This window comes from Kordiimonas lacus, from assembly GCF_001550055.1.
GTDB classification, from domain to species: Bacteria; Pseudomonadota; Alphaproteobacteria; order Sphingomonadales; family Kordiimonadaceae; genus Kordiimonas; species Kordiimonas lacus.
In genome coordinates, this window is sequence record NZ_LRUA01000002.1 from 288,791 (window position 1) to 312,122 (window position 23,332).

The window sequence follows — 23,332 nt, forward strand, 5'->3', positions numbered from 1 at the left end:
CGTGCTGAACTGCGCATAGGTGCGGTTCAAGAAAACGTGATCGGGCGGGGGCTTACAATTTCAGTTGTGGCCCCCATTTTTGTGGTGCCCGGGGCGTTCCCCTACCTCCCCCTAAGCTCCCGGGATCGCCCGCGCGTCAGCCCCCCATAGACGCGCGGGCTTTAATTTTTCGGGCTTCGGTGAGTGGCTAGAACTGCCCAGAGATTTCAAATAGGAATCCGGTATCTCGTTCACGTTCGGAGATCTCGGTGCCGATAAAGGTATCGCCACGGGTTGGTGCGTAAAGATATCTGATACGGTCACGCTGGACACTGAAGGTGTAAAAGCTTGTCAGTTTCATTTTCACGCCGAAAAATTGGGTGGTTTCAATGAAAAGGTCCCAGCGGTCACTACCCTCGAAATCCTCGAATTCCTCGACAAAATAGCCATGCCAGTTGAAGTTTGATTCATATTCCACGCCCCATGACCATTCCGAATTCAGAATGTCGTGACGGAAGTCGATAAAATACTCCAGAGGCTTGAAGTCATGGAGCCTGCGCGTCTGATTGGTGAGCGGATCAAGGAAGCTGCTTTCTTTGGCATAAAGCTCTACCTCCAGCAGTCCGCCTTTCAGTAATTGATCAAGAGGAATGCTGGCCTGGGCATCAAGGCCCCAGCGGCGGGCACTGCCGACGTTGGCGCGGGCCTGTGCGCCACTTGGTAACACGATGCGTTCAAGCACGTCGTCTTTCCACTCGTGAAAAAGGGTCAGTGACAGCGCGCCCCGGTCGCTGAACTGATAGTTGACTGTGCCTTCGAGGCGGTCGGTACGGTCAGGCCTCAGGTTCGGGTTGCCGGCAAAAACGCGGTCGTCTGTTGCGTCCGCGCTTGCGGCAAAATCGCCAAAGTCAAGCTGGCCTACAAGCCGCTCCATTTTAACATCAAACTGCAGATTGTCGGATATATTGAACGTTGCCCCCAGGGATGGCTTCAGGAATTTGAAGGTCTGTGCCTGTTCGGCGTGCCCTGATGTGGAGATGCGTGAAATTTCTGCCTTCAGGCCACCATCAAGAGTGACCTTGTCAGAGGCCTGCCAAACCATATTGACGAAGGCCTCAGCTCGTTTTTCCTCAACCCGAACAGGTGAGGGCGCGCGGTAGAATGTCTCCATGCTACTGCTGTCCCGTTGGCTGATTTCCAGGCTGCCATCCAGCGTGTTGAAGGCTCCCTCAATGCCGAACTCGGGCTTGAAGCGGCTAAGCCCGTTTTTGCCCAGCGTGGTTCTAAAAATGGTTTCGGTGGTTTTTTCCTTGGCAGTGAAGGTGCTGAAAGAGGACGGCGTTCCCAACGGTGTTTCGAATGAAATCTCGTCAACGGCTGTCCAGTCCTCAATTGTGGTCAGGCCAATAAGGCGCCACTTCCAGCCGCTGTCGTATGTGCGCGACCAGTCGGCCCCGAATTCACCCGAATATTCTTCCCAGTTATGGTCGTCAAAAAAGCGATCAGTCACCGGAGCTGTTGCCAGGCCCGCGCCGCGACCAAGGCGCTCAGTGTCCCCGTACCAACTGTCGAACCCTAACCGGCCGTTCAACTGCAGTCGACCGCCAAAAGCGTCCCGACCGGCATCGAACGAAAAGGTGCCATCGCGGTTCCGTTCGGCTCGGTTCTCAGTTTGTCGTTTGGTAAGCGCACCGCCTGCATCCCGGCGGCTGATCACGGCCTGACGGGATTCGTCCTTGAAAAAGGTCACCAATTTAAGGGATGTGTCCCATCCCATTAGTTGGGTGCTGAATGTGCCGGAAACGGACGGCATGATTTGGCTTTTGTCAAACTTGCGGAGCCCGACTGTCCAGGTGCCTGTGCTGACATCTTTCAAGCGAACGACGTTTGCAATCATGCTTTGGCCGGCCGCTTCACCTGCGCCAATAGCGCCGCGCTGTATTTCAATGTGGGACACCTGGCTTGCCGGAATTCGGGAAAGGGCTTCCGAGAGGCCGCCTGATTTTGATGTCGGCCGCGTGCCGTCGATAAGAACATTGCCCGCTGTGCCGCCAAAACCCCTCGCGCTTGAGCCAGCGTCAAACACAAATCCGGGCAGCCGGTTGATCATATCCAGTGCCGTCTGAGGCGTATATTGTTCGAAGAAGTCAGCATCGAAGGCTTGGTGGTCAACATCAATTGTCACGGACGCACTTGCGTTAACTGTTGCATCCGAAGCGGCAGCAGGCAAGATGGCCGAAGCAAGTGCGGACCCAAATACAAGGGAGCCGTAGGCCTGTCGTGTGGCCCTTTTCGTCATTCCAAATTTCCCCAGAGCATGTCTGCTTCCCGGACCCTGCGAAAGGGTGGTGCTGACTTGAATTGTTATAATGTCCGGCTTCAAACTAATGATTTAATGGGCCTGGGGCTGGTCTTTTGCGGTGAAAAGAGCCCTTGCCGCGATAAATTGAATCGATCTGACTGCGCACGATACCTTAGGTGCAGCCAGCCTTAAGCCGAACTCATGCTGGGGCTAAAAAAATAAAATCAGGGCGTCAACAATTCTTTAGCGGATTTACAATTGCGAAAGGAATTCGGGCCTAAGCTGTTCCCGGGGTCAAATAGTGTTTGAGAGGTTTGCCATGGTTCCTGGAGATGCAGGAGACGGCAGTTTAGTATCATCGTTTGAAGCTACGAGCTTGACCAGCCAATTGGATAGCCTCCCCTCGGCAAGTGCAGACATGCAGTTGTTGGTAGGTGAGGGTTCCATGCAGGCAGGAATACGTAGTGCAGATCTTAGGGACATGTTTGACCATTATCTGTCGTTGCGTCCTTCCAAGGGAGTAATGCCCTCCCGTGAGGCTTTCAACCCAGCCGCCCTGCCAAGACACTTACCCAATATTTTTCTCGTGGAAATTGAGCTTCAGCCAGATGGCAGGCCGAACTATCGCTATAAGGTGTTTGGTACAGCGCTTAGCGTATTGTTTGGCGCTGAGATGACCGGCAAGCTTGTTAGCGAATTTCCTGATCCCAACAGGGCTGAAAGATCGCGCCGTATTCTGGATCATGTTGCCCTGTTGCGTCGTCCGGTACGAACGGCAGGCAATTTTGTATCCAAGAACGGGATGTCAGTTTTTGGGGAATCTATTGTATTGCCATTTGGTGAGGGTGACAAAGTGACCCACGTTCTAGCAGACCTTGACTACGATCAGCACGACTGATCGTTTTTTCAAATGTTGGTGACAAGTCCGGAAATGGCGTGCAGATTTTTGCGCGGCGTCATACGGTATCGCTTGCTGTCTTGAAAGACGATAATTGCTACTTATGAAGGATACTCCCGCGTGACAGAACCGATCCCGCAAATGGGCCCACGCCAATGGGGGTTGCTGGCCATGCTTTCCGTGCTTTGGGGGGCGTCCTTCATGGCGATTGAAGTGGCAATAACTGCCTTGCCACCTTTGACTGTTGTTGCTGTGCGGGTTTCGCTGGCCGCTTTGGGCCTGTATTGCTTCATGAAGCTGACTGGGGTTTCCGTGCCCGGCGCCGGGCACAAAAACAAATGGCAGATATGGGGGGCTCTTGCGGTGATGGGGCTTCTGAATAACATCATGCCCTTCTCGCTGATCGCTTGGGGGCAGACGCAGATTGCTTCAAGCCTGGCTTCCATCCTGAATGCCACCATGCCGCTTTTCACTGTGTTTGTGGCTCACTTTTTTATCCATGATGAACGCCTGACTGCGAGACGCTTCTCTGGTGTATTGGTTGGTTTTCTTGGCGTGGTTTCCATCATTGGCCCAGGCAGCCTTGCAGGACTTACGGGCGAGTTTATGGGGCAGATCTCTGTCCTCGCAGGATCTCTTTCCTATGCTTTTGCAGTTGTGGCCGGTCGCCGTTTCGTAGGGTTGGGGTTGAAGCCAGTGCAGATGGCATTTGGGCAGGTTACAATGGCAGCGGTTATGTTGATTCCGATTGTTTTTTTGGTAGATGCGCCCCAAAGCCTGCCTCCGCCTGAGGCCAGAGTTTGGGCCGCGCTATTGTCTCTGTCGCTGCTTTCAACGGCACTTGCATATCTGTTGTACTTCCGCCTGATCAGTGAGGCTGGCGCAACCAGCGCGTCGTTGGTGACGCTTACCATTCCGGTGGTCGCGACGACCTTCGGGGTGTTGTTCCTGGATGAGAGTTTGCAATTAGGCCACGGCATTGGCCTTGCGCTGATCGGGCTTGGTCTTCTGGTTCTGGATGGCCGCCTGCTCAGGCGGCTGCGCAACAGCACAAGGCGGCAGGCCTCAAGCCCCCCGCTTTAGGTGTTTCACGGCATGAATTCGGCTGGATCCAGCCCGAGTTCCCTTAGGTGTTCGGCCATTTCGCCAGAAGCTGCCAACTCTTGCAGACGGTGATTGAATTGCGCAATAAAGTCCCTGTTGTTGGGGGTGTCATGGCAAACAATCCGAATGCGCGGAACGGGAATAGGGTCATAGTGCGGATCATGGGGCGGTAGTGGCTGGCCCAGGCTTTGAAACACAAAAAAAGCATCCGGCATGTTTGCGATCATTGCATCCACAGTACCGGTATCCAGGATTTTAGCTTTGTCCACTTCGTCTGCGACAGGAATATATTCCACTCCGATATCACCAAGAGAATGGGGTATTTTTGATCCTAGTGCGTAGGCCAGGCGCTTCCCCGTTAGGTCTGCTGGACTGTGGATGATGGTCATGTCGTCCCGGGTGAAAACCCTTAAGGGGGACCGCAGCATAGCGGCGCTTTCGATGAAGCTTTCCCCTTCCTCCCAATCACCAGTTCGCATAAGTGTATCAATGCTTTTTGGATAGACACAGCTGGACTTGTCGCGTTTGAAGCCGCGCATGGCCCGCTTGTAAGGGGCGACCAGATAATTCTTATTGCTCAGGTCTGTGCCAAGAGTGAAGCGGGCGTAATCATTGTAGAAGCCACTGCCGTCAGCGTCGAGCGTGATACCCCAGCCGGTCGCAAATATATGCGGGACTTTGAATTCCGGATGATGCGCCCAACTGGGCATCGCGACCAATCCCAGCAAGCAGGCAACGGATAGAGCCAGAAGGGAGGGGCGCATTCAAGGGTCCTTGGTGAGAGGTTAATCGATCCTTGAGATACAGGGTATAGGAACAATGATTAACAATTGGCAAAAGCATCGAGTGCTTTGCCTTTCTGCTAAGGCAAAGCACTAGTCATGATAGCGGGATTTGATCCGATCAATGGAATTGGTACACCAATCCATGTAACTTCTTTGAAAGCGAAGTCCGGCATCCAGTGTCATTTGCATGAAGAAGTCATCGTCGCCGAGGCCATCTGGGTAGGTCGGACACTGGGCTTTCCAACCCGCTTCTACAGCCTGAAGTGCAGCGTAACGGGCTTGATAATGCGCCTTCAGTTCTTTGAAAAACTTTAGGGCGGCCTCCCGGTCCTTTTGTGTTCCCATGAAAAATACCTGACCCAGGAAACCATGCCGCACCGGGCTGGTGGCAGGCCCAGTGTGTAGCCAGTCTATCAGGGCTTGGGTGCCAGCGTCTGTTCTGCTGTAAAGCTTTTTGTCTGGGCCTTTGTCAGACGGTACGCCCTCAACGCGCGCTAGGTCGTCCGCTACCAGCTTCTTTAGCGCCGGGTATATCTGACTTAGTTCCGCAAACCAGAAATGCTTCAGCGAACTGTCGAATTCCTGTTTGATGTCATACCCGCTTTTGGGTTCTGCGATAATGCCCAACAGGATATGCTGCAGGCTCATGCTGGGGCCTCCAACTTGCTTCGCTTGGGGTCGTCAAATTTTTTGCGGTAGTGGCGTTCCCATATCATGTTGGCTGGCACGCCTATCAGGGTTGGTAAAATCCAGGGTACAAAGGCAAAGGGGCCTTCGACGCCAATATCGAATAGGCGCGTTGCGCCGAATACAAGAAATGCGGTGTGAAACGCAATGCCAGCACCGATCATTGCGCCCATATGGCTATACCACCAGCCACGTTTGGATGTTTCACGCCCTTTGAAATAACCCACAATCTGTGGCCCGACCAGAAGCCCGATAGGCGATAGTGCCAACAGTACGACTGTCACTTCAGGCCTAACAAGAACGGCATAGGCAATGACCGCAACACTGCCGATAATTGCCCCGTACCCCAGCGCTAAGTTGGCTGCGGAGGCAAGCTTGGTTGGGTCTTTCTTCTCCCAGAGAACGAGCGTCCCGAAACGCAGCATAATGAAGGTCACCAGTGACAGGTAGCCAAGGAAAATCGCGAAACCCCAGAAGCTTTCCAGTTGCTCGAAGCTGTAATCAGACAGCGCATAGCGTATCGCGCGTGTCCCAATAGAAAGCACCGCGGCGGTCACCACCACATAGCCGGCATAGAGGAAAGCCTTGCCAAAGCGCCGGTGGTTAACCGCGCCTTTCTTGGCAAAGATGGGAACCCAGTAAGCCGCGAGGCCGATAAAGCCTGCGGTTATGTGGGTATAGAGAAATATTTGGTTGAGCATATCCATCGCAGCCGTGCCTCGGTTGTTATCTATGTAAATATTTATATAGTAGAAGCTTGTGTTCGGTTCAAGAGGGGGGGCTTTCACTTGACAGGCCACTTCTGAATAAACATCTATAATGAATGGGGAATTTAAGAAAAGTTTGGTTGAAAAGACGCCAGAAGCGCCATGCGTTTGGCTGGCTCTCAGATAACCAGGATCTTATCGTTACTGTGTCGATGCTGCTGATCTACCGCTTGATCCACGTGTTTGCGGTGGTTGGGTTTGGCCCAAGGGATTTTCTGACATTTTGGTGTGGATCCCATGACTTCTCAGTTCCTCTACATCCTGCCTTCATGCTGGTTTTTGCTCTCTTGCTTGCATGGATACTGTCGGTCATATTCTCAAGACTGCGTCAAACAATGACAGGCCGTTGGCCTATGTTGCTGGTGCGGGGACTGACTATAACACTGCTTGTCGGTTACATTTACGTTCTGCATGAGCAGTATGGCGGCTTCACGTGTAGTGTTAGGTCTCCCGCATATTTCGCAGCCGAACTGCATCAGGAACGGTATGAGGAATCTAAACGCTTCTTGGCGTCTCTGAGGGAAGATGAGGAAAGATGACCCCTGCTGAATTCAAAGCTTTGCGGGAAGGGCTTGGTCTATCCGAGCGCGACGTGTCAATGTTGACCATGGCCAAGGAAGCGCAGATCAAGGCATGGGAGCAGGGCCTTGAAGATGTCCCCGAGGCAGAAGGCGGCCTGTTGATGGATATCGAGCGCGAGGTCGAACGTCGGCTCGCCGAGGCTCTCAAGCGTGCGCTCGCGAGAGATGCCGTGACCCTCAAGCGCTTCAAGAGCCCGCTTGATTTCAAGAAGACCGGCCCGGACATGAGTCCCATCCCAAGCATGCTGGCATACCGTTGCCACTCGGCGCTGATTGGTCGGCTTTACCGGGCCCTCAGGCGCGCGGGTCGGGACGTCACGATCATCTATTCCTGATGTGGCATATGGTCTTTGGGGTCGAGGCCTTTTGAAATCAGAAACGTACGCAGCTTTCCACTATCTATCAACGCTTTGAGATGTTGGTCGAATGCCTGGATGAATGCCCTGTTTTTCTCAGTCTTATGGCAGACGAGTCCAATTTCTGTTGAATCAAGGGAATAGTCCACGTCATAAGGTGGGAGTTCCTTGCCAAGGCTGTCGAAGACGAACTTCGCATCCGGCAGCACGGCGACCAGCAGGTCCGTGCGACCTTCCAATAGCATTCTGGCTTTTCCGACCTCATCTGAGACTGCCACAAAATAGGCGCCGGACCCTTGCAGCAGATTGGCTACGTCTGAACCCAGGGCATAGGCGACCCTCAGCCCTTGCAGGTCACCCACATTGGCCGGAGGGCGGGTGCCGTGGGGACTGAAGATGCGCGACTGTGCAGCCACTACGCTTCGACTGCCGATATAGCTTTCAGGGTTGTCGATGGCGCCGGTGGTGACAAGATAGTCCAGGCTGTTCGGGTATAGGCAACTGGTTTTGCTTTCCAGGAATGCGCGTTTGGCCCGCTTGTATGGTAAAATTTCATAATCGATTTCGCCAAGAGCTGATGGCAGGACCATTCTAGCCAATTCGTTGTAAAAACCACTGCCATCTGATTTGAGCGTCAGGCCCCAATCTGTCCCAAGGATATGGGTAGAGTCGGTCGCAACGCATGCCTGGGGCGTGGTTGAAACAAACATGCCAAAAAATGCAGCGCCTAAGGCGCGGCGTACTGGTTTGAACGCCATATGCTGTCAGTTCCCCTTCTGCGCTCCCCTGCGCGACCGCCATAGTAGCGTGCCTGCAGGCCAGTTGGCAAACGAAGGACGTTTGCCTGATGGTGGATTTTACCTGTAGGGTGTTGGAAAAGGGGAGGAACGAGCATGCGATGGCTTTTCACACTATTGGTGGCAGGAGTGTTTGGAACATTCGCTGCTGCTTGGGCAGACCCTTTGGAAATAGCACCGCCCAGTGATGCCCTGACTTTCGCCAGGTCCTATGAGGACGGGATGCCTTCAAAGCTCTTGCTGGTTATTCGTTACGAAGGCGAAACAATCACTGGAATTGATATGTCTCATGCACTTGGGCGCCCGGTGTATGATCCGATCATTCTCTATCAAGAGCTGGGAAGGCCTGCTATTCTGGAGGCGCTGAAAGTGATACCAGAGAGCGCCGCCGTGACGGTGCCGATTTTCAGTCTGGGTATGCCGGTGGGGCTTGGTGGCAACCATATCGCTGCAGGGGCGAATTTCTCGGAGCATGCCGATGAGGCCGAAGTTGAAGAGGGACCGTTCCTGTTTCCGAAACAGGTTCAGCCGACGCCCTGGAATGCGCCCATTCCCATAGGCGAAGGGCTCCTGGATTATGAGGTTGAATTGTGTTTCGTGCCGATGCGGGATTTTCCCCCTGTCCGGCCCTCCTCGGTGATGGGCTTGATCTTGTGCAATGACGTGACTGACAGAGCACTGCTTTTGAAGCGCATCGACGCTTTTGATATTGGATCCGGCAAAGGCTTTACCGAGGGAAAGAGTGCGCCAGGATATCTGCCAGTAGGCAATCTGTTTGTTATCCCTGCAGATATGGATGCTTTTACCCGGACGTTGGTGCTCCACTTGTCTGTAAACGGAGAGGCTCGTCAGTTGGCATCTGTATCCCGGATGGTTTGGAACCTGAGGGAGATCCTGCTGCAGACGGAGGCCAGGAAGGATCATCGGTGGGCTTTCCATGAAACCTGGGCCAGCTTGCCTATCAGTAAGGGCAGGGTACCCGCACGGGCAATGATCATGTCGGGCACGCCGTCGGGAACCGTATTTGACGGGGTTCGCACAATGCACAAAGTACGAGGCTTTCTTGACTATCTGTTGGGCGGCTGGGATCAGCCCATGCAGCAATGGGTTATGGGGCGTTACACTCGAGAAGAACGGAAATTGGACCGGTATCTGAAGGCCGGTGACACGGTTCATATTCGGGTGGACCGTATGGGGGAGCTCCTGAATCCGGTGGAAAAGCCGGTGGAATAGCGCTCTGTCGGCACCGTGAAATCGGGCCTTTTGGGTGCCAAATTATCCTTTTATTTCCGCATCTTGAAATATAATTACGGTTTTCTGGATTTTCCTTGTTGACAATTGCGCGGCGCTTCGGTTAGTGATGCAAATATCGGACGGCCTCAATAGGAGGGGCCTCGAGTATTTAGGATTTTAGGAACATGAACACCACTTGGACGAAAATGTATGCAGTGAAAGGCGCGCAATTTATTTGCGTCCGTCTCGCATGCGTCCAGGAGGGTAGAGAGCTTTAAGCCGACAGGCCAAAAAGTTAAAAGGTTCCGAACCCCTCCGAAGCATCGCTCCGGAGGGGTTTTTCGTTGGACCGAACAGGAGCAAGGATAGGCACCTCAAAGCGCAAGCGACGGACGGTGCGAGACATTTGAGAAACAGAAGACCCGAGTGCGGCACGTTTTGAGTGAGATACTTGCGAGGACAGAATGAACCCCCGGGGTGCGGTAAGCGGCCCTTACCAAACCTCGGGGACCATAAAATGAAACAAATATGGCCCAGGATATGCATGGGCAAAATGGTGAGACAGAGACATGACAGCAATTGTTAACATACGGCCCGGTGAGACGGGCGAAGAGCGGTTCAACGAGTTCCGAGAGGGACAGCCGCTGAAGATTGCCCGCGCGCGGCGGGGCTTTGGCGGCTTTATCACGCTCGATATGGGCGAACCGTGCGAAGCGGATGCGGTGACGGGCGACGCCCAGTGGCAGTGGCATTTGTGGATCTACAGCTGTGACTGGGACCTATATCTGGACGAGGCGCGGATCCTGTGGCGGCGCGAAAGCGACACTGCCCGGGCCGGTCATATCCTGTCGAAACTTGAAGGCGAAAGCCTGACCAGTATTGAGCATGACGAAGTGGACGACTGTTTTGTGTTCACCTTCACCGGTGGTTTCCGTCTGCATGTAGACCCGGACTTCTACGGCTATGACGCAGGGGACGACCTGTTCATGCTCTTTAAGCATGGCGAGCGCGATGTGCTCTCCTATTCCCCGAAACGACGTTTTTACAAGGCAGCGTAACATGATGAGTAGCCCAGCGTATGACATGACGGCAGATCACCCTGAGTTCGAGATCAGCGTGAGCCTGGAGATTGATACCCAGGAAAGTTCACCCGACGCGGTGACCAAATCCCTTGGCGTCTTCCCGAGCTTGGTCACGCGCAAGGGCGAGCCTGAAGCGCCGGAGGGCGAGCATCACAGCGTGCTAACGCATCAGGCGCTCAACAGCCACAATATCTGGCGGCTCGACAGTGGCCTACCCGCTGCCAACACGACGCTGTCGGACCAGATCAATGCACTGCTGGACCGGTTAGAGGGCAAGGAAGAAGAAGTGCAGAAATGGGCAGAAGGCGCACACGTGTTTGTTGCAGCCTACGCCTATAGTCGGGTGCCGCTTTTGACGCTGAGCCCTGAACAAATGAGCCGCATGGCGGCGCTGGGTGTGACGTTGGAGGTCGATTTGCACGACCTTACACATGCCCAGGACAATGATAATTGACGGAGACAGACGATGGAAAAATTTCACGACGTAATGCTGCCCCGCGACGTAGAGCAGTTCGACCTGAAGAAGGGCGCGAAGGGCGCAATCATCGGGTCTGGGTTGACGCACCAGCGGGTTTATACCGCTGAGTTTCCAAGCATCCGGGGCGGCGGTGCTTCGACGCTCCTGGAGTTGGACGCTGACGCGTTCGACAGCCTCGGCGAAGTAGTGGTTGTGGCCGGTTGGCGCCAAAGCGCAAGCCAGCTCGACCGACACTAGGTCAGTTGAGTTTCTTTAGCCCCTGATTCCTCCCCCGGCCTCCCCTTTGGCCATTTGGAATCCCCTGGCGCCGGCATCCTCCCCTGAATTCGGCGCCAATCCTCAGCCCCCTCGCCACAAGCGAAGGGGCTTTTTTTTTGGTTAGCGGTAGAACCCTGTGGCGGATATGCAGCAGTTGGCACCAGAGTCGTCAACGGCGCGGAGATTCCGCTTCACCAAAACTTTGTCTGGCCGTCGAACGGGCTATTATATCAAGCAGGGAGTGGGGAATGCGCGACAAGTTTTTTGACATTGCGGACACAGCGGCAGAGACCTTTGCAAAACTGGTCTTGATGGCGCTGTTTGCCGCTTGCACCATTTTCCTGATGGTTGATGCGGCGCCCGTTGGCATCGTTTTCTTCTTTGTCGTCCTCAGCTTTGCGCGCTGGGTATGGGCGAAGCCCGCAGAGAAAGACGACCAGTTGACCGACTGATCGTGCGGTTGGCCACAGCTATCTTTTCAAGAGAACAGACAGTTCATCGGCTGTGTCCAGAATTGGCCGGCTGGATTTCTCGACACGAGCTGTGATCAGGGCGCCTTCAAAGGCTGAGAGAATCAGCGTCGCGGTGGCGCGGACCCTGGCGCGGGGCCAGTCATGGCTCAGCAGCATGTCGCTTACTGCGCGTTGCCAATGATTGAAGGACGCTTTGGCTACTGGGGTTATGAGGTCGGAGTGAGGTACGGTTTCGAGAACCGTTGTGGCAACTGGACAGCCGTCCGTGTAGTCCGATTTTTCCATCCAACCCGCCAGCAGCGACGCATATGCTTGTACAAATCCTGCCGGGCTTTCTGCGGAACCCGCAAGTTCTCTGAACGTGCGGGTGGCAACCTTGCTGGCTGCTTCAAGGGCGGCCGCACCAATGGCTTCCTTGCCTTCCGGGAAATAATAATAAAGTGATCCACGTGGTGCGCCGGACCGCTTCAGGATTTCTGCGGTGCCGGTGGCTGCATAGCCTTGTTTGCGAAAAAGTACGGCAGCCGCGTGGATAAGCGCCGCTTCATGTTTTGACCGATTCTGCGGCACCTTTTTTCGCTTGTCATCTGCGGCTTTCGCGGCAGTTTCAGTTGTCTCTGACATCCCGAATTTCTCTGTTTTTGACTCTGGGGCTTGACTTTTGTTAAAGTTATACAGATCAGTCTATATAATCAATAACTTTCAAGGACGGAAAATGACAAATCAAGTGAATGACGTGACAGAAAAAGCAAACGGGGGCCACCAAAGTCCAGTTGCAGGCGTGCGGGTGGCTACCACGACCTTGATCCGGGAAGTGGTGAAAGCCTCGCCGTTCACCGAATGGACCGGCTGCGAGGTGATTACCTGTGAAAACGGTGTGGCGGAACTGAAGATGCCGTTCCGGCAGGAACTGACCCAGCATCACGGCTTCGTCCATGGGGGTATTATTGGATTTCTGTCTGATAATGTGTCGGCCTGGGCCGCTGCCAGCGTGGTGGGCGACGTGGTCACTGCGGATTATAGTGTAAAGTTGTTGGCGCCAGGGATCGGCGAGGAATTCTTCGCGCGCGGCGAAGTTGTGAAAGCCAACAAGCGTCTGGTGGCTGTTGAAAGCCGGGTTTACGCCTTGCGGGACGGTGAGCGCAAGCTGATCGCTATCGGCAGCGCTACTATTTTACCGGTATGAAATAAACCATTAATTGTTTTTTTGGGTTTCCAAGAATTAGCTTCGGGCTTATGCTGATCAATCAGATGCATCCGGTTTAGGGGAGACCACATGTCTGAAGGAACGGGTACCCGGCGCGAAAAAATACCAGTGTCAACCATCATTTGGGCACTGTTGACGGCGCTGATTTTTTCAGCCGCCGTCTATCTTGGCGAGAGCTAAGCTAGGCGATACGTTGAAAGTCGGTGGCGGCCATCAGGTCACCAATCAGCCCGGCCTTTGATCCCTTTGCATTCACATGGAATATCGCTCGGAAATCATCAGCCTTCTTTATCAAGCTGGGGTCCATGCCGTCCGGTAGGCCGACATCGTTCGGAAGCAGCATCATCTGACTGCTGCCATAGGCATTGCAGGCAAAATAGGTCCCCCAGAAGCCACTTTCTTTTTCTGCCAGCCGGATACCCAGTGCCCGCTCTAGGTCTTGACGGGAGCCCATGATATCAGTTTGGCGTGTGCCGAAGATCATCTCCTGCACTTGAGATTTGTCACCAACTTGTTGAGGCGTTGACGGTGCCTTAATCGGATGGTCCACTGTTTTCTTCATTTTTAACCTGAGGCCGAAAATAGGATCAAACGGTGCGTGATCCTGCAGGAAAAGCTTCAGTGGTAGGTGAAAACTGATCACGATCAGGCCAAACGGAAAGAAATAGAGGCCCCGTGCGAGCGATGCCCAGCTGACGGGCGCGGTGCCGCCTTTCATGACGTGGTAGCCCAGTATGCGCGCGCCAATAGTGGTTCCCTGCATCACCAAGGCTGGTAGCGCAAACAAGAGAGCATTCAGGGCAACGATCATGGTAAAATCAAAACCGGTCAATACGTCTGGTTTGCGGTCGAAGACCAGCTTGAATATGCCAAATACTCCAGCAAAGCCGATCAGTGCGTCAATGGCAAAGGCGCAGACTTGGCCGAACCAAGGCGCTTCCCTCAGAACAGTTTTCTTCACGTTGACCCCCACAAGCTCAATCATCAGCCGATGGAATGTGCGTATCGGCTGTTTTATTCTCTCTACAGTATATTGAGTGTTTTGTTAACACCATTGGTAGCAAATGATACATCCAAATTGCCGGTCGCATAGGGAGGGTGGCAATAGTATTGTGCCGGTAGGCCGTATGTAAGGAAGGCGGATGTCAAAGGTGAAAAATCAAGTAGCTCATTTAGGGGTGCTCCTGGTTCTACGCGATGCAGTCGGGCACATTTCCCGTATCTGGGCTCGGGCAGTGATTGTTTGCCTTGCGATGGTTTGCTCGCTTCTCGCCTTTGGTGGCATTCTGCAGCTGTTTGGTATTCCGATCTTTGACGTCCAGCCGGAACCGGCGTGGCGCTTTGACACCTTCCTGTTCAATTGGTTGGGTTGGGTAATCAGCTATATAGCCTACACCATGCTGATCGGAAAAATGCTGGCCCACCACTCAGCGATTGGGACCGCTTTGCCTAGGCATTTGCTCAAGTCAGGCATGTCTGTTTTTGTTTTGATGGCTGTCCCCAGCGCAATCGTATCCACCTGGATGCCAGACGGGGATCTGACAATGACCTATATTCTTGCGATGGTGCCGCAAAGTATGCTGGATGTGTTGCTCTCAGTCTGCGCCCTCTACTTGGTCCTTCGGCGAGGAGCGATAAATGGTGGAGAATTTCCGACGCCGGATTGGCGATCCATTCCAATTCGTCTTTCGCTGGCTTTGATAGTATTGCTTGGTGTTTTCCTGATCGCGGCTGAGTTGCTCTATACTGCTTTGGGGACAATCAAGTGGCAGGTGCTGACCGGTAGCGATGATCTGTCTGCCTTCATGAGTATGGCGGCGTTCGCAGTTGCCATTATGGCGCTGTATCTGAACATTGTGGCGACTCCCGGCTTGGTGGCGGCTTGGTACAGCAATCAACCAGGCGCGAGGGATCATCTGTCGGGGATAAGGAATATTTTTGGGTGATCGATTGACAGCCATCCCTGCAAACGTCCAATGTGCGGCATTGATCGTGTCGAAATTACATGTAATTGGGGGTTGGGATGGAAGACATCTCGCAGGGGCCGCAAAGTCTGGGCGCAATACTTGGTAACAGCGTTCGTCAGATTTCCACCATCTGGGGGCGTGTCATCCTGTGGACAATTCTGATCTTTCTGATCAATTCTTTTGTTGCTGTATTCATCATGGCCATTACTGGGTTGCCCTTCGAGAATGGATGGTCGGCATCGGGCTACCTCTATAACTGGATAGCCATCACCCTGGCATATGGGACGATTGTGAAGTTCGTGGGTTATCTTTTGGCAGCCAACCATCTGCTCCTGGGCGAACCGGGAAAGAAGCCACAGCTTGTTCGCACAGCCTTCCTGGAAATTGCCATTGCTGCCGCAATTATGGCTGTGCCACAGACGCTTGTGGCCGAAGACGGTCTGACGTTGTGGGACTTTGTTGTTTCTGTCCCATGGAGTTTCCTTGATGGCTGCGTCATTGCGACGATTTTGGTTCGGGCGATAGCGATGAATGCACGCCGGCAGGGGAGCGAAGAAGGCGTCAAATGGCGTGAGGCGCCTGGCCCTATTACCGTCAAGCTGATGCTGGTTTACAGCTTGATGACCAGTGCGGTGGGGCTGACGCTGGAGTATCTGCGGGGGCTGCGTATGCCGGTAATCGACGGTGACTATTCTTCTTCTGATGTGACCACTGAATGGATCATTTATCTCTCGCACATTGGTGCGTTTGGCATCGCCACTGCGTTCGCTGCGGGTGTCTTTGTCGCCTGGTACAAGCTGCTGCCGTCCGTACAGGCTAACCCTGGCGGTATCCGCAACATTTTTTCGTAGATCATATCTGGCAGGCACTGGGAGAATACATGGACAGCAAACCGATGAAAGAAGCGGGACATAGTTTAGCAAACGCCGCCTCGATTACCGGAAATGGCAACCTGCCCGGGACAGGGGCGCTGATGCGGGAAGCTGTTAAAAGTATGTTTTCCAATTTCAGGCGCTTGATTGCCTGCTTCCTTGCTTTATGCCTGTTTGGGGGGCTCCTGTTTCTTGTGGCCAGTGCAGCAGGCTTAGAGAGTTTCTTCGATCAGGGCATGGCGGGCTCGGCCCTTGGCAGCTTCATGTTTTTGTTTATTGACTACTTCATTACCACGGCCGTGATGGGAATGCTGCTGGCCTATATTTTTGCTGCCAAACTTGGCTTTGAGATAAGCCTATGGAAAAGCTTTTTGCTGAGCTTCCGCGGCTGGATAGGGGTTTTGGCCTTATCTGTTGTTTTGGCCCTGATCTATTTGGATTTTCCGGCAGACATTTCATACAGAGAGCACGCAATGGTGGCTTTACCGTTGGAAATTCTGGAAACCGCCCTTGTCGGTGCAGCGCTGATATTCATGGTGAGGAAGTCCAGCGAACATTATGGCTATCCTCTCGTGTTGTGGTCCGATTTCTCGGTGCGTAAGATCTGGCGGTTCCTGGTCTGTATTTCCGCAATTGTTGGCTATTCTGTCCTGTTTTTGGATTGGGGCAGTTCCTGGGCGATCGAGGTGTCGGATGCGGCTTTGGAAGCGACCGACCTTGAAAGCTTGCAATTTCTCCTGCTTTGGCAGGTTCTGGCAGTTTTGCTTAGCACAGCTGGGTTGTTGATAGACTTGGGGATGTTGCCCTGTGCTGTGCTGGTTTGGTTTCTGCATGTACCCTCGGTTCGTCAGGACGCCTGTGGCATCACCCAAATATTTCGGTGATCTCTCCTTCAATCCGACAGACCCAATACGGTAAACACTGCGCCTGTTCATGCGACTTGCAAGTGCCCATGACCCTGCGCCAAGTATTATTAGTGTCATTAATACGTGAAAATATTACTGGATATCAGGCGTTTAGCTCAGACCCGGGAAAAATCGTCTCTGAGCCACTTGAAGTTCTGTATGCAAATGCATACATATAAACTGTAAGTTTTGAAGCTCGCTTTTAGGGTGTGGGTGCCGAGTGCCTGAAAGCGTAGATTGGGGGAGGCCTTCATGGTCGCAAAATCGGTCCCGTTAAGCGTTCGCTTGTCCAGGGAAGACGCCGAATTTATCGCAGGCCTGAAGGCCGGAGACGCCGTCACCATGAGCGAAAAGGTGCGGGCGCTTGTAAGTGAAGCACGCCTGAAAGCCTTGCGCGGTGACACGTTTGAAGGGGTGGTTGAGCAAACTGAAGACACGCTCGCCCCCCTCAAACAGGCGCTGGACAGACTGGAGCAGGACGAAGGTGTCCGCTCTGCCCTTCTGAGGGCCCTGATTGTCGCTTTGCCGCGAATCTTGGCAGAGCTGGAGGCCGCCGATGTGGACGGAGACCCGCCCATTCTGGAGAGCCTGACCGACCTGGAAGCCGGGGCTGCCCGGCGAGTGAAAGATCTTCTGGATCAACTGGCGCGCCTGAGCGTGACGAAGGAAGCACCAACCCTTGATCCCTGTATCATGCGTAAAACGATCGCTGAGCCCCTGACGGAGCTTATCGATATCATTAAAGCCAACCCGAACAGTGGGGAGTAGGGATATGACCAATATTGCATCACGTGTAAGCCGTCTGATCTCAGGCAGTGTGAATGCCGCCATTGACGCCGTTGAGAACATGTCGCCGGAGATGGTGATGGAGCAGGCCATTCGCGAAGTGGAAGTGGCTGCCGCGGAAGTGCGGGCCGAGCTTGGCAAAGCCACAGCAGAGCGCCATCTGGCCTCAAAAAAGCTGGCTGACAACAGCAGTAAGCACGAAGAGCTTGCGTCACAGATTGAAGTGGCCGTTGCGGAAGGTCGCGACGACCTTGCCAGTGCGGCCATTACCCGCCAGATGGATCTCGAGGCCCAAGTGCCGGTCCTTGAGCAAACAGTGGCCGATGCCGCAGAGCGCGAGAAGGAGCTTGAAGGCTATATTGATGCCCTTAAGGGCAAGCGCGCTGAAATGCAGGAAGAATTGAAAGCCTTTAAGGCACGTCAGGCCGAGATGCCGGAAAACACGGTGATCGACGCCAGTGGCAACCCGTCTTCAAGTCATGAGATCAATAAATCTGTGGATCGCGCTTCGGCGGCCTTCGACCGGGCATCGGGGCACGCGGCAGATATGCTGGGCACCAGCTCGAAGGACGCCGCAGCGATGGCTGAACTGAAAGACCTTGCGCGCAAGTCCGAGGTTGAAAAACGGCTTGCTGCCATGAAGGCCAAAGGCGCCTGATAAGGCTTTGGTGCGACGATGGGGGTCGCATCAACGTTCCGCCGGGCTGCTGCCCAGCCTGGCGGGACACCCAACAATAAGAATATATCTGATAGGGGTTAAAGCGGATGATCGAATTTATGCTGGCTGCAGCCAACCTGCCATTTTCCGTGGCACTTGCGATCATGCTTCTCATCGCAGCGATTGAAGGTGTCGGCATGCTTCTGGGCTTTGCGCTTTCCGGTCTGTTGGACAACCTGCTGCCGGACCTAGAGCTGGATGTGGATATCGACGCCGGTGACGTGGCAGACCACGGGGCCTTTGGTGAATTTCTCACCTGGCTAAGGCTTCGGGAAGTACCCGTAATTGTGGTGTTGATCGCCTTCCTGACAAGTTTCGCCATTACCGGTTTTGCCATGCAGCAAATCCTTACAGGTACGCTGGGCTTCATGCTGCCGGCGCTGATCGCGGCCCCAATTGCACTCTTTGTTTGCCTGCCCGGCGTGCGCCTGTTTGCGGGCGTTTTGGGCAAGATCATGCCCAAGGATGAAACCGAAGCAGTGGGAAGCGAGACCTTTATCGGCCGCCCGGCGACTATCACGCTGGGCACCGCCAGCATGGGCAGCCCAGCCCAGGCAAAACTGAAAGATAAACACGGGCAAAGTCACTATGTGATGGTGGCGCCTGATAACGACGGCGAGAGTTTCGAGCAGGGAACAGGCGTGCTGCTGGTGCGCCAAACAGGCTCCACATTCTTCGCCATCAAAGACACTCAAACTGACATGTTGGACGCTTAAAGCCAAAATCAGGGGCCAGACGTGTGCCCAAATCCCATGCGGCCAAAGAGCCAACAACCGATCAAATGAATGCAACGTCTCCTCCGAGCCGCATCAGGCAGACGGGGGTCTATTGAAGGAGGCAGTTCATGCCAGAACAAATGATTACGATAGGAATTTACGCGGGTATTGCCGTTGTCGGTATGCTCACCATTGGGCTCATTCTGGCCCGGCTTTACACTCGGGCGTCGAAGGAAATCTCTTTTGTGCGGACTGGTTTCGGTGGCCAAAAGGTCATCATGAACGGCGGCGCGCTCGTGTTCCCGGTGCTGCATGAGGTCATCCCAGTGAACATGAACACGCTGCGCCTCCCGGTGCGCCGCGATAATGAGCAGGCGCTGATCACTCGCGACCGGATGCGCGTGGACGTGGTGGCGGAATTTTATGTGCGTGCCCAGCCAACCACCGAAGCCATCGCCAATGCTGCCCAAACGTTGGGCGCGCGAACCATGCAGCCCGAAAAGCTGAAAGACCTTGTTGAAGGCAAGTTCGTCGATGCGCTCCGCTCCGTGGCGGCAGAAATGTCGATGGAAGAGCTGCATGAAAAACGCGTGGAGTTCGTGCAGAAAGTGCAGCAGGCTGTGTCGGAAGACCTGCTGAAGAACGGCCTGGAGCTTGAAACCGTGTCGCTGACTGGCCTCGACCAAACTGGCATGGAATATTTCAACCCCAATAACGCGTTCGATGCCGAAGGCCTGACGCGCCTGACCGAGGAGATCGAGCAGCGCAAGAAAATCCGCAACGATATCGAGCAGGACACAGCGGTTCAGATCAAGAACAAGAACCTGCAGGCGGAGAAAGAGTCGCTCCTGATCGCCAAGGAAGAAGAATATGCGCGGCTTGAGCAGCAGCGCGAAGTGGAAGTGCGCCGGGCGGCACAGATGGCGGAAATCGCCAAGGAACAGGCCGACCGTCAGCGCGACGCCGACCAGGCGAAAATTGTTGCCGATCGTGCTGTAGAAGAAGAACGCATCGAGAAAGAACGCGTGGTTCAGGAAAAAGACATCGCCAAAAACCGGGCGGTGGAAACCCAGGACATTGAACGCCGCAAGGCTGTCGAACTGGCCGAACAGGAACGCGATATCGCGATCAGCCAGAAGTCCAAGGAACAGTCCGAAGCTGCGGCTGAGGCTGATGCCGCACGCGCCATCGCAGTGAAGGCGGAGGAGCAGGTAACCACGTCCCGTGAAACCGAAGTGGCTGACCGTCAGAAACAGATCGAGCTCATTGAAGCCGCCAAGGAAGCCGAGCGTGAAGCCCTTGCGATCACCATCGCGGCTGAGGCCGAGAAGCGTGCCGCATCCGACAGCGCTGAAGCTGTGCGTGAAAAAGCCCGCGGTGATGCCGACAAGGCCCGCATCACAGCGGAAGCCGAAGCCGAGGCCGAGAAACTGCGCGCTGCGGCTGCAGAGATCACCTATGCGGTTGAAGCAACGGGTATGAAGGCGCTCAACGAAGCGGCCAACCTGCTGTCATCTGAGCAGATCGAGATGAAAGTGAAGCTGGAGCTGATCGGCAATCTTGAGAAGATCATCCGCGAAAGCGCCAAGCCGATGGAAGCCATCGATGATATCAAGATCATTCAGTTGGACGGCCTGAACGGCATGGGCGCCACAACCGTGAACGGCGAAGCCGTGAGCACAGGTGGTGACGGAAACCTGGCGGACAAGGTTGTATCCTCAGCCCTCAAGTACCGGGCACAGGCACCGCTGATCGACAGCCTGATGGCTGAGGTGGGCCTCGCGGGCGGTGACCTGAATGGCCTGACCTCCAGCTTCAAGCCAAACGGCAAAGCCAATGGCGCGGCAAACCCTGAAGATGCAGCGGTTCCGACGCCTGCTGTAGCCAAGAAGGTCAAGCCAGCAGCAAAGCCAACCGGCGCGGCTGAATAAAAACAGATAGCCAACCGGCGTGGTCTTCGGGCCGCGCCGGTTGGCTAAGAGCCCAGAAAAGGAAACTTAGATGCTGCACTTGATTGTCCATCTTATTTCCTGGCTTTTCGGTAGGTGGTTCGAGGAAGACGAGGGCGCCAAAAACGAGGAGCGTCTGAGGAAGGGCGCTCCCATACCGCGCAGATCGGAGGATGATCGGTGAAGATACTGCTGGCCATATCGACCCTCGTGGCGCTTGTTTCGGCGGATACTCGGGCAGAAGACAACAGCAGCATCTGTGATCTTGCGATCAACCGGGTTTGTGAGGTGAAGGCGGGGCCGATGCTGGAACATGCCACCCTGCAGTTGATGGACGAAGAGACCCAGGTTGACCTGGTTGGCGGCGCGGCCTGGCGAGTGTCTTTCTATCGCTATCCCCACCAGTTTGCTGCGGTGGTTGAGCAGGCCAAGGGCGAACATGTTTGGTGGAACGTCTATCTCCTGGGGAGAAATCCTAACATCCGTTTGCAGTTTGAGACGATGCGGGAAGAGGGCGTGCGTGAGTTCACGCTTTCTCCCTACCATGGGCTGAAAGCCTGTCTGGCTGACACGCCGGGCGTTTGTGACCAGGTGATAGCCGTGAAGCAGATCCTGGCGGGTCATCTGGAATCAAGCCGATTAAGTTGGCGAGCCGGTCCCGGAATTCTTTCCGCGCTCGATTATGTCATGGCTGAGTGTGAGGCGCACCTTGGCCAGCCGTGCGGAGAGGATTTCACCCTTGATTGAAACACTGTTTGATTTTGTGGCCGACTTTCTGATGATGGGATTACCGAATGGCAAGGCGCCAAGCAGGCCGATGCTCGGTTAGCAGCGCGCACCGAAGAGTGAAGTAAAGATGGGATTGAAAGCCAAGGGCAATTCTAGCCTTAAGATAAGGTAAAAAGCAGCCTTCATTTGGGAGGCCACCATAGGAGAACACAAATGACAGCGGTTTATATTATTCTGGGCGTGGCAGCATTGCTGCTTCTGTATGTGGTCAGCGTTTACAACAAGCTCGTGGGCTTGCGCGTGCGCAAGAATGAGGCCTGGTCGGATATCGATGTGCAGATGAAACGCCGGTACGACCTGATCCCGAACCTGGTGCAGACGGTGAAGGGCTATGCCAGCCACGAAAAGGAAACGCTTGAGCGCGTGATTGCGGCGCGGTCGGCGGCCGTGTCTGCGACTGGCAGCCCGGCCGATCAGGCGCAGGCGGAGAATATGCTAACCGGTGCGCTTCGGCAGCTTCTGGCAGTATCCGAGGCCTACCCGGACCTGAAGGCCGACAAGAATTTCGCCAACCTGTCGGACAAGCTGCATGAGGTTGAGGACCACATCCAGAAAGCGCGCCGTTTCTATAATGGCAACGTGCGCGAACTGAATGTGGCGGTGCAGGAATTTCCGTCCAACGTCGTGGCGAACATGTTTGGCTTTGCCCGTGCTGAATTCTTTGAACTCGACGATGCCGAGGCCGAAGCCGTGAAGCAGGCGCCGAAAGTGGAATTCTAGGTGTCGACGACAGGAGATAAGCCGCAGGTTGTGCGGGCTGAATATGACCCGCCTGAGGGCGTGTCACCCGCGGCGGCGCGTTTTCTATCTGTGGGCTGGTATGACACACGTACCTTCGCGGCAGCGATATTGAGCCTTGTTGCGCAAAACTGTGTCTCGCTGGAGACGCGGACTGGCGGTCAGTTTGTCTTGTCCAGGATTAAGGGGAGCAAGCCAAAATATGCAGACGAGCAGTCCCTGCTAAGGTCCTTGTTCCCGGGTCGCAGGGCCCTGGTGATTGGCGAGAAGGCATATGTGCGCCTTTGTTATTTGCGAAAACGGCACAAGAGATTTCTGGAAAAGCGGCACACCAACGGCGGTGCGTCAGAAGGCGTTCTGTTTATGATGCTCGCCGGCCTTCTGGTGGTGCAATCGGTAATGGCAGTTGCCTATATGGGCCAACAGCCACCTGCAGTATCCGCTTGGGAGGGGCTGTTGCCTTTCTGGTATGTTCCGGTGGTCATGTTCGGGGGCGCCATCTTGGGGCGCTGGTTGTGGCGCAGGGAGCAGTCCCAAGAGACGGTTCAGGAAAGTGGCGTAGCGGGCTACCGCTTATTTGTAGAAAAGGCGATGGCGGATCGGGTCAATCCGTATTTTGTCGCCGATGGGATTCACAAAACCCTCGACCCTGCAGCGCTTTATTCCGTGGCGTTCGGGTTCGAAAATGCTTGGGCAGACCCATTCATCGAAAGTCTGGAAAATCTTTTGCCGAATGCGGTTCACGGCACAAGCCTTGATGAAATCACGGAAGTGAATACGCCCCATATTGATCGGTCCAGCCGTTATGGACGTGATCAGGAAATGCCGACCTTAGCTGGGGTGATCGGCTTTTTCTGGCGGCGATATGGCTTCAAATGGAAGTATGACGATTTCGATTGAGGCAT

General features: G+C 54.5%; 26 protein-coding genes. 19 read left to right on the forward strand and 7 right to left on the reverse strand.

What is annotated here, in order from left to right:
- Nucleotides 1–187: 187 nt before the first annotated feature.
- Complete coding sequence (locus KORLAC_RS02515) at nt 188–2,278, reverse strand: TonB-dependent receptor plug domain-containing protein (protein ID WP_068302398.1); 2,091 nt, start codon at nt 2,276–2,278, stop codon at nt 188–190.
- Between the two features lie 322 nt (nt 2,279–2,600).
- Between KORLAC_RS02515 and KORLAC_RS18615 the strand changes: the two genes are divergently transcribed.
- Nucleotides 2,601–3,179 (forward strand): PAS domain-containing protein, encoded by a 579-nt coding sequence (locus KORLAC_RS18615; RefSeq protein WP_139167508.1) that lies wholly within the window; start codon nt 2,601–2,603, stop codon nt 3,177–3,179.
- Nucleotides 3,180–3,299: 120 nt separating this feature from the next.
- Entirely contained in the window at nt 3,300–4,262 is a 963-nt protein-coding gene (locus KORLAC_RS02525) for a DMT family transporter (protein WP_241493360.1), read from the forward strand.
- Between the two features lie 5 nt (nt 4,263–4,267).
- On the opposite strand, the gene KORLAC_RS02530 is transcribed toward KORLAC_RS02525, so the two are convergent.
- The 3 genes from KORLAC_RS02530 to KORLAC_RS02540 all read right to left on the reverse strand — a co-directional run bounded on the left by KORLAC_RS02530 (nt 4,268) and on the right by KORLAC_RS02540 (nt 6,462).
- Nucleotides 4,268–4,993 (reverse strand): substrate-binding periplasmic protein, encoded by a 726-nt coding sequence (locus tag KORLAC_RS02530; protein ID WP_160328580.1) that lies wholly within the window; start codon nt 4,991–4,993, stop codon nt 4,268–4,270.
- Between the two features lie 165 nt (nt 4,994–5,158).
- Complete coding sequence (locus tag KORLAC_RS02535; RefSeq protein ID WP_068302409.1) at nt 5,159–5,716, reverse strand: PadR family transcriptional regulator; 558 nt, start codon at nt 5,714–5,716, stop codon at nt 5,159–5,161.
- Nucleotides 5,713–6,462, reverse strand: a complete 750-nt coding sequence (locus tag KORLAC_RS02540) for a hypothetical protein (RefSeq protein WP_068302411.1) — start codon at nt 6,460–6,462, stop codon at nt 5,713–5,715. The genes KORLAC_RS02535 and KORLAC_RS02540 overlap by 4 nt, the downstream gene beginning before the upstream one ends.
- A gap of 595 nt (nt 6,463–7,057) precedes the next feature.
- On the opposite strand from KORLAC_RS02540, the gene KORLAC_RS02550 reads away from it, so the two are divergent.
- Nucleotides 7,058–7,438 (forward strand): helix-turn-helix domain-containing protein, encoded by a 381-nt coding sequence (locus KORLAC_RS02550; protein ID WP_068302424.1) that lies wholly within the window; start codon nt 7,058–7,060, stop codon nt 7,436–7,438.
- Here KORLAC_RS02550 and KORLAC_RS02555 read toward each other — a convergent pair.
- Nucleotides 7,429–8,217 (reverse strand): type 2 periplasmic-binding domain-containing protein, encoded by a 789-nt coding sequence (locus KORLAC_RS02555; RefSeq protein WP_068302431.1) that lies wholly within the window; start codon nt 8,215–8,217, stop codon nt 7,429–7,431. The two genes, KORLAC_RS02550 and KORLAC_RS02555, sit on opposite strands and share 10 nt — an antisense overlap.
- A gap of 135 nt (nt 8,218–8,352) precedes the next feature.
- Here KORLAC_RS02555 and KORLAC_RS02560 point away from each other — a divergent pair, with 135 nt between their 5' ends.
- From KORLAC_RS02560 to KORLAC_RS02580, 5 genes are all read left to right on the forward strand, one after another.
- The gene (locus KORLAC_RS02560; RefSeq protein WP_068302438.1) at nt 8,353–9,489 is read left to right on the forward strand and encodes a fumarylacetoacetate hydrolase family protein; all 1,137 of its coding nucleotides are present in this window, start codon (nt 8,353–8,355) and stop codon (nt 9,487–9,489) included.
- 569 nt (nt 9,490–10,058) lie between these two features.
- Nucleotides 10,059–10,547, forward strand: coding sequence for a hypothetical protein (locus tag KORLAC_RS02565; RefSeq protein WP_068302445.1), 489 nt, complete (start codon nt 10,059–10,061; stop codon nt 10,545–10,547).
- A 1-nt stretch (nt 10,548) separates the two neighbouring features.
- Nucleotides 10,549–11,025 (forward strand): DUF4279 domain-containing protein, encoded by a 477-nt coding sequence (locus KORLAC_RS02570; protein ID WP_068302450.1) that lies wholly within the window; start codon nt 10,549–10,551, stop codon nt 11,023–11,025.
- Nucleotides 11,026–11,037: 12 nt separating this feature from the next.
- Complete coding sequence (locus KORLAC_RS02575) at nt 11,038–11,286, forward strand: hypothetical protein (protein WP_068302453.1); 249 nt, start codon at nt 11,038–11,040, stop codon at nt 11,284–11,286.
- Between the two features lie 269 nt (nt 11,287–11,555).
- A complete protein-coding gene (locus KORLAC_RS02580) occupies nt 11,556–11,759 on the forward strand; it encodes a hypothetical protein (protein WP_068302458.1) in 204 nt (67 codons plus the stop codon).
- 18 nt (nt 11,760–11,777) lie between these two features.
- Here the strand turns inward: KORLAC_RS02580 and KORLAC_RS02585 are convergent, their stop codons facing one another.
- Entirely contained in the window at nt 11,778–12,404 is a 627-nt protein-coding gene (locus tag KORLAC_RS02585; protein WP_082714463.1) for a TetR/AcrR family transcriptional regulator, read from the reverse strand.
- A 91-nt stretch (nt 12,405–12,495) separates the two neighbouring features.
- Here KORLAC_RS02585 and KORLAC_RS02590 point away from each other — a divergent pair, with 91 nt between their 5' ends.
- Nucleotides 12,496–12,966: a PaaI family thioesterase gene (locus tag KORLAC_RS02590; RefSeq protein WP_082714464.1), complete on the forward strand. Its 471-nt coding sequence runs from the start codon at nt 12,496–12,498 to the stop codon at nt 12,964–12,966.
- 202 nt (nt 12,967–13,168) lie between these two features.
- On the opposite strand, the gene KORLAC_RS02595 is transcribed toward KORLAC_RS02590, so the two are convergent.
- Complete coding sequence (locus KORLAC_RS02595) at nt 13,169–13,948, reverse strand: RDD family protein (RefSeq protein WP_160328581.1); 780 nt, start codon at nt 13,946–13,948, stop codon at nt 13,169–13,171.
- A gap of 181 nt (nt 13,949–14,129) precedes the next feature.
- On the opposite strand from KORLAC_RS02595, the gene KORLAC_RS02600 reads away from it, so the two are divergent.
- The 10 genes from KORLAC_RS02600 to KORLAC_RS02645 all read left to right on the forward strand — a co-directional run bounded on the left by KORLAC_RS02600 (nt 14,130) and on the right by KORLAC_RS02645 (nt 23,327).
- A complete protein-coding gene (locus tag KORLAC_RS02600) occupies nt 14,130–14,933 on the forward strand; it encodes a hypothetical protein (protein ID WP_068302469.1) in 804 nt (267 codons plus the stop codon).
- Nucleotides 14,934–15,010: 77 nt separating this feature from the next.
- Nucleotides 15,011–15,805, forward strand: a complete 795-nt coding sequence (locus KORLAC_RS02605; protein ID WP_068302475.1) for a hypothetical protein — start codon at nt 15,011–15,013, stop codon at nt 15,803–15,805.
- A 29-nt stretch (nt 15,806–15,834) separates the two neighbouring features.
- Complete coding sequence (locus KORLAC_RS02610) at nt 15,835–16,710, forward strand: hypothetical protein (RefSeq protein ID WP_068302482.1); 876 nt, start codon at nt 15,835–15,837, stop codon at nt 16,708–16,710.
- A 273-nt stretch (nt 16,711–16,983) separates the two neighbouring features.
- Complete coding sequence (locus KORLAC_RS02615; protein WP_068302487.1) at nt 16,984–17,499, forward strand: hypothetical protein; 516 nt, start codon at nt 16,984–16,986, stop codon at nt 17,497–17,499.
- A gap of 4 nt (nt 17,500–17,503) precedes the next feature.
- Complete coding sequence (locus KORLAC_RS02620) at nt 17,504–18,175, forward strand: PspA/IM30 family protein (protein ID WP_068302491.1); 672 nt, start codon at nt 17,504–17,506, stop codon at nt 18,173–18,175.
- 107 nt (nt 18,176–18,282) lie between these two features.
- A complete protein-coding gene (locus KORLAC_RS02625) occupies nt 18,283–18,951 on the forward strand; it encodes a YqiJ family protein (protein WP_068302495.1) in 669 nt (222 codons plus the stop codon).
- Between the two features lie 128 nt (nt 18,952–19,079).
- Nucleotides 19,080–20,882: a flotillin family protein gene (locus KORLAC_RS02630; protein WP_082714465.1), complete on the forward strand. Its 1,803-nt coding sequence runs from the start codon at nt 19,080–19,082 to the stop codon at nt 20,880–20,882.
- Nucleotides 20,883–21,080: 198 nt separating this feature from the next.
- A complete protein-coding gene (locus KORLAC_RS02635; RefSeq protein ID WP_068302498.1) occupies nt 21,081–21,647 on the forward strand; it encodes a hypothetical protein in 567 nt (188 codons plus the stop codon).
- A 195-nt stretch (nt 21,648–21,842) separates the two neighbouring features.
- Nucleotides 21,843–22,409, forward strand: a complete 567-nt coding sequence (locus tag KORLAC_RS02640; RefSeq protein ID WP_068302502.1) for a LemA family protein — start codon at nt 21,843–21,845, stop codon at nt 22,407–22,409.
- 273 nt (nt 22,410–22,682) lie between these two features.
- Nucleotides 22,683–23,327, forward strand: a complete 645-nt coding sequence (locus KORLAC_RS02645; protein ID WP_241493361.1) for a hypothetical protein — start codon at nt 22,683–22,685, stop codon at nt 23,325–23,327.
- Nucleotides 23,328–23,332: the final 5 nt, after the last annotated feature.

Excerpts from the sequence above, each read along its gene's own strand:
- KORLAC_RS02530 (WP_160328580.1), bottom strand. The coding sequence starts at position 4,993 with ATGCCCAGTTGGGCGCATCATCCGGAATTCAAAGTCCCGCATATATTT.
- KORLAC_RS02610 (WP_068302482.1), top strand. The coding sequence starts at position 15,835 with ATGGACAGCAAACCGATGAAAGAAGCGGGACATAGTTTAGCAAACGCC.
- KORLAC_RS02580 (WP_068302458.1), top strand. The coding sequence starts at position 11,556 with ATGCGCGACAAGTTTTTTGACATTGCGGACACAGCGGCAGAGACCTTT.
- KORLAC_RS02605 (WP_068302475.1), top strand. The coding sequence starts at position 15,011 with ATGGAAGACATCTCGCAGGGGCCGCAAAGTCTGGGCGCAATACTTGGT.
- KORLAC_RS02570 (WP_068302450.1), top strand. The coding sequence starts at position 10,549 with ATGATGAGTAGCCCAGCGTATGACATGACGGCAGATCACCCTGAGTTC.
- KORLAC_RS02575 (WP_068302453.1), top strand. The coding sequence starts at position 11,038 with ATGGAAAAATTTCACGACGTAATGCTGCCCCGCGACGTAGAGCAGTTC.
- KORLAC_RS02560 (WP_068302438.1), top strand. The coding sequence starts at position 8,353 with ATGCGATGGCTTTTCACACTATTGGTGGCAGGAGTGTTTGGAACATTC.
- KORLAC_RS02535 (WP_068302409.1), bottom strand. The coding sequence starts at position 5,716 with ATGAGCCTGCAGCATATCCTGTTGGGCATTATCGCAGAACCCAAAAGC.
- KORLAC_RS02540 (WP_068302411.1), bottom strand. The coding sequence starts at position 6,462 with ATGGATATGCTCAACCAAATATTTCTCTATACCCACATAACCGCAGGC.
- KORLAC_RS02515 (WP_068302398.1), bottom strand. The coding sequence starts at position 2,278 with ATGACGAAAAGGGCCACACGACAGGCCTACGGCTCCCTTGTATTTGGG.
- KORLAC_RS02585 (WP_082714463.1), bottom strand. The coding sequence starts at position 12,404 with ATGTCAGAGACAACTGAAACTGCCGCGAAAGCCGCAGATGACAAGCGA.
- KORLAC_RS02630 (WP_082714465.1), top strand. The coding sequence starts at position 19,080 with ATGCCAGAACAAATGATTACGATAGGAATTTACGCGGGTATTGCCGTT.
- KORLAC_RS02555 (WP_068302431.1), bottom strand. The coding sequence starts at position 8,217 with ATGGCGTTCAAACCAGTACGCCGCGCCTTAGGCGCTGCATTTTTTGGC.
- KORLAC_RS02625 (WP_068302495.1), top strand. The coding sequence starts at position 18,283 with ATGATCGAATTTATGCTGGCTGCAGCCAACCTGCCATTTTCCGTGGCA.
- KORLAC_RS02590 (WP_082714464.1), top strand. The coding sequence starts at position 12,496 with ATGACAAATCAAGTGAATGACGTGACAGAAAAAGCAAACGGGGGCCAC.
- KORLAC_RS02550 (WP_068302424.1), top strand. The coding sequence starts at position 7,058 with ATGACCCCTGCTGAATTCAAAGCTTTGCGGGAAGGGCTTGGTCTATCC.
- KORLAC_RS02600 (WP_068302469.1), top strand. The coding sequence starts at position 14,130 with ATGTCAAAGGTGAAAAATCAAGTAGCTCATTTAGGGGTGCTCCTGGTT.
- KORLAC_RS18615 (WP_139167508.1), top strand. The coding sequence starts at position 2,601 with ATGGTTCCTGGAGATGCAGGAGACGGCAGTTTAGTATCATCGTTTGAA.
- KORLAC_RS02640 (WP_068302502.1), top strand. The coding sequence starts at position 21,843 with ATGACAGCGGTTTATATTATTCTGGGCGTGGCAGCATTGCTGCTTCTG.
- KORLAC_RS02565 (WP_068302445.1), top strand. The coding sequence starts at position 10,059 with ATGACAGCAATTGTTAACATACGGCCCGGTGAGACGGGCGAAGAGCGG.
- KORLAC_RS02615 (WP_068302487.1), top strand. The coding sequence starts at position 16,984 with ATGGTCGCAAAATCGGTCCCGTTAAGCGTTCGCTTGTCCAGGGAAGAC.
- KORLAC_RS02620 (WP_068302491.1), top strand. The coding sequence starts at position 17,504 with ATGACCAATATTGCATCACGTGTAAGCCGTCTGATCTCAGGCAGTGTG.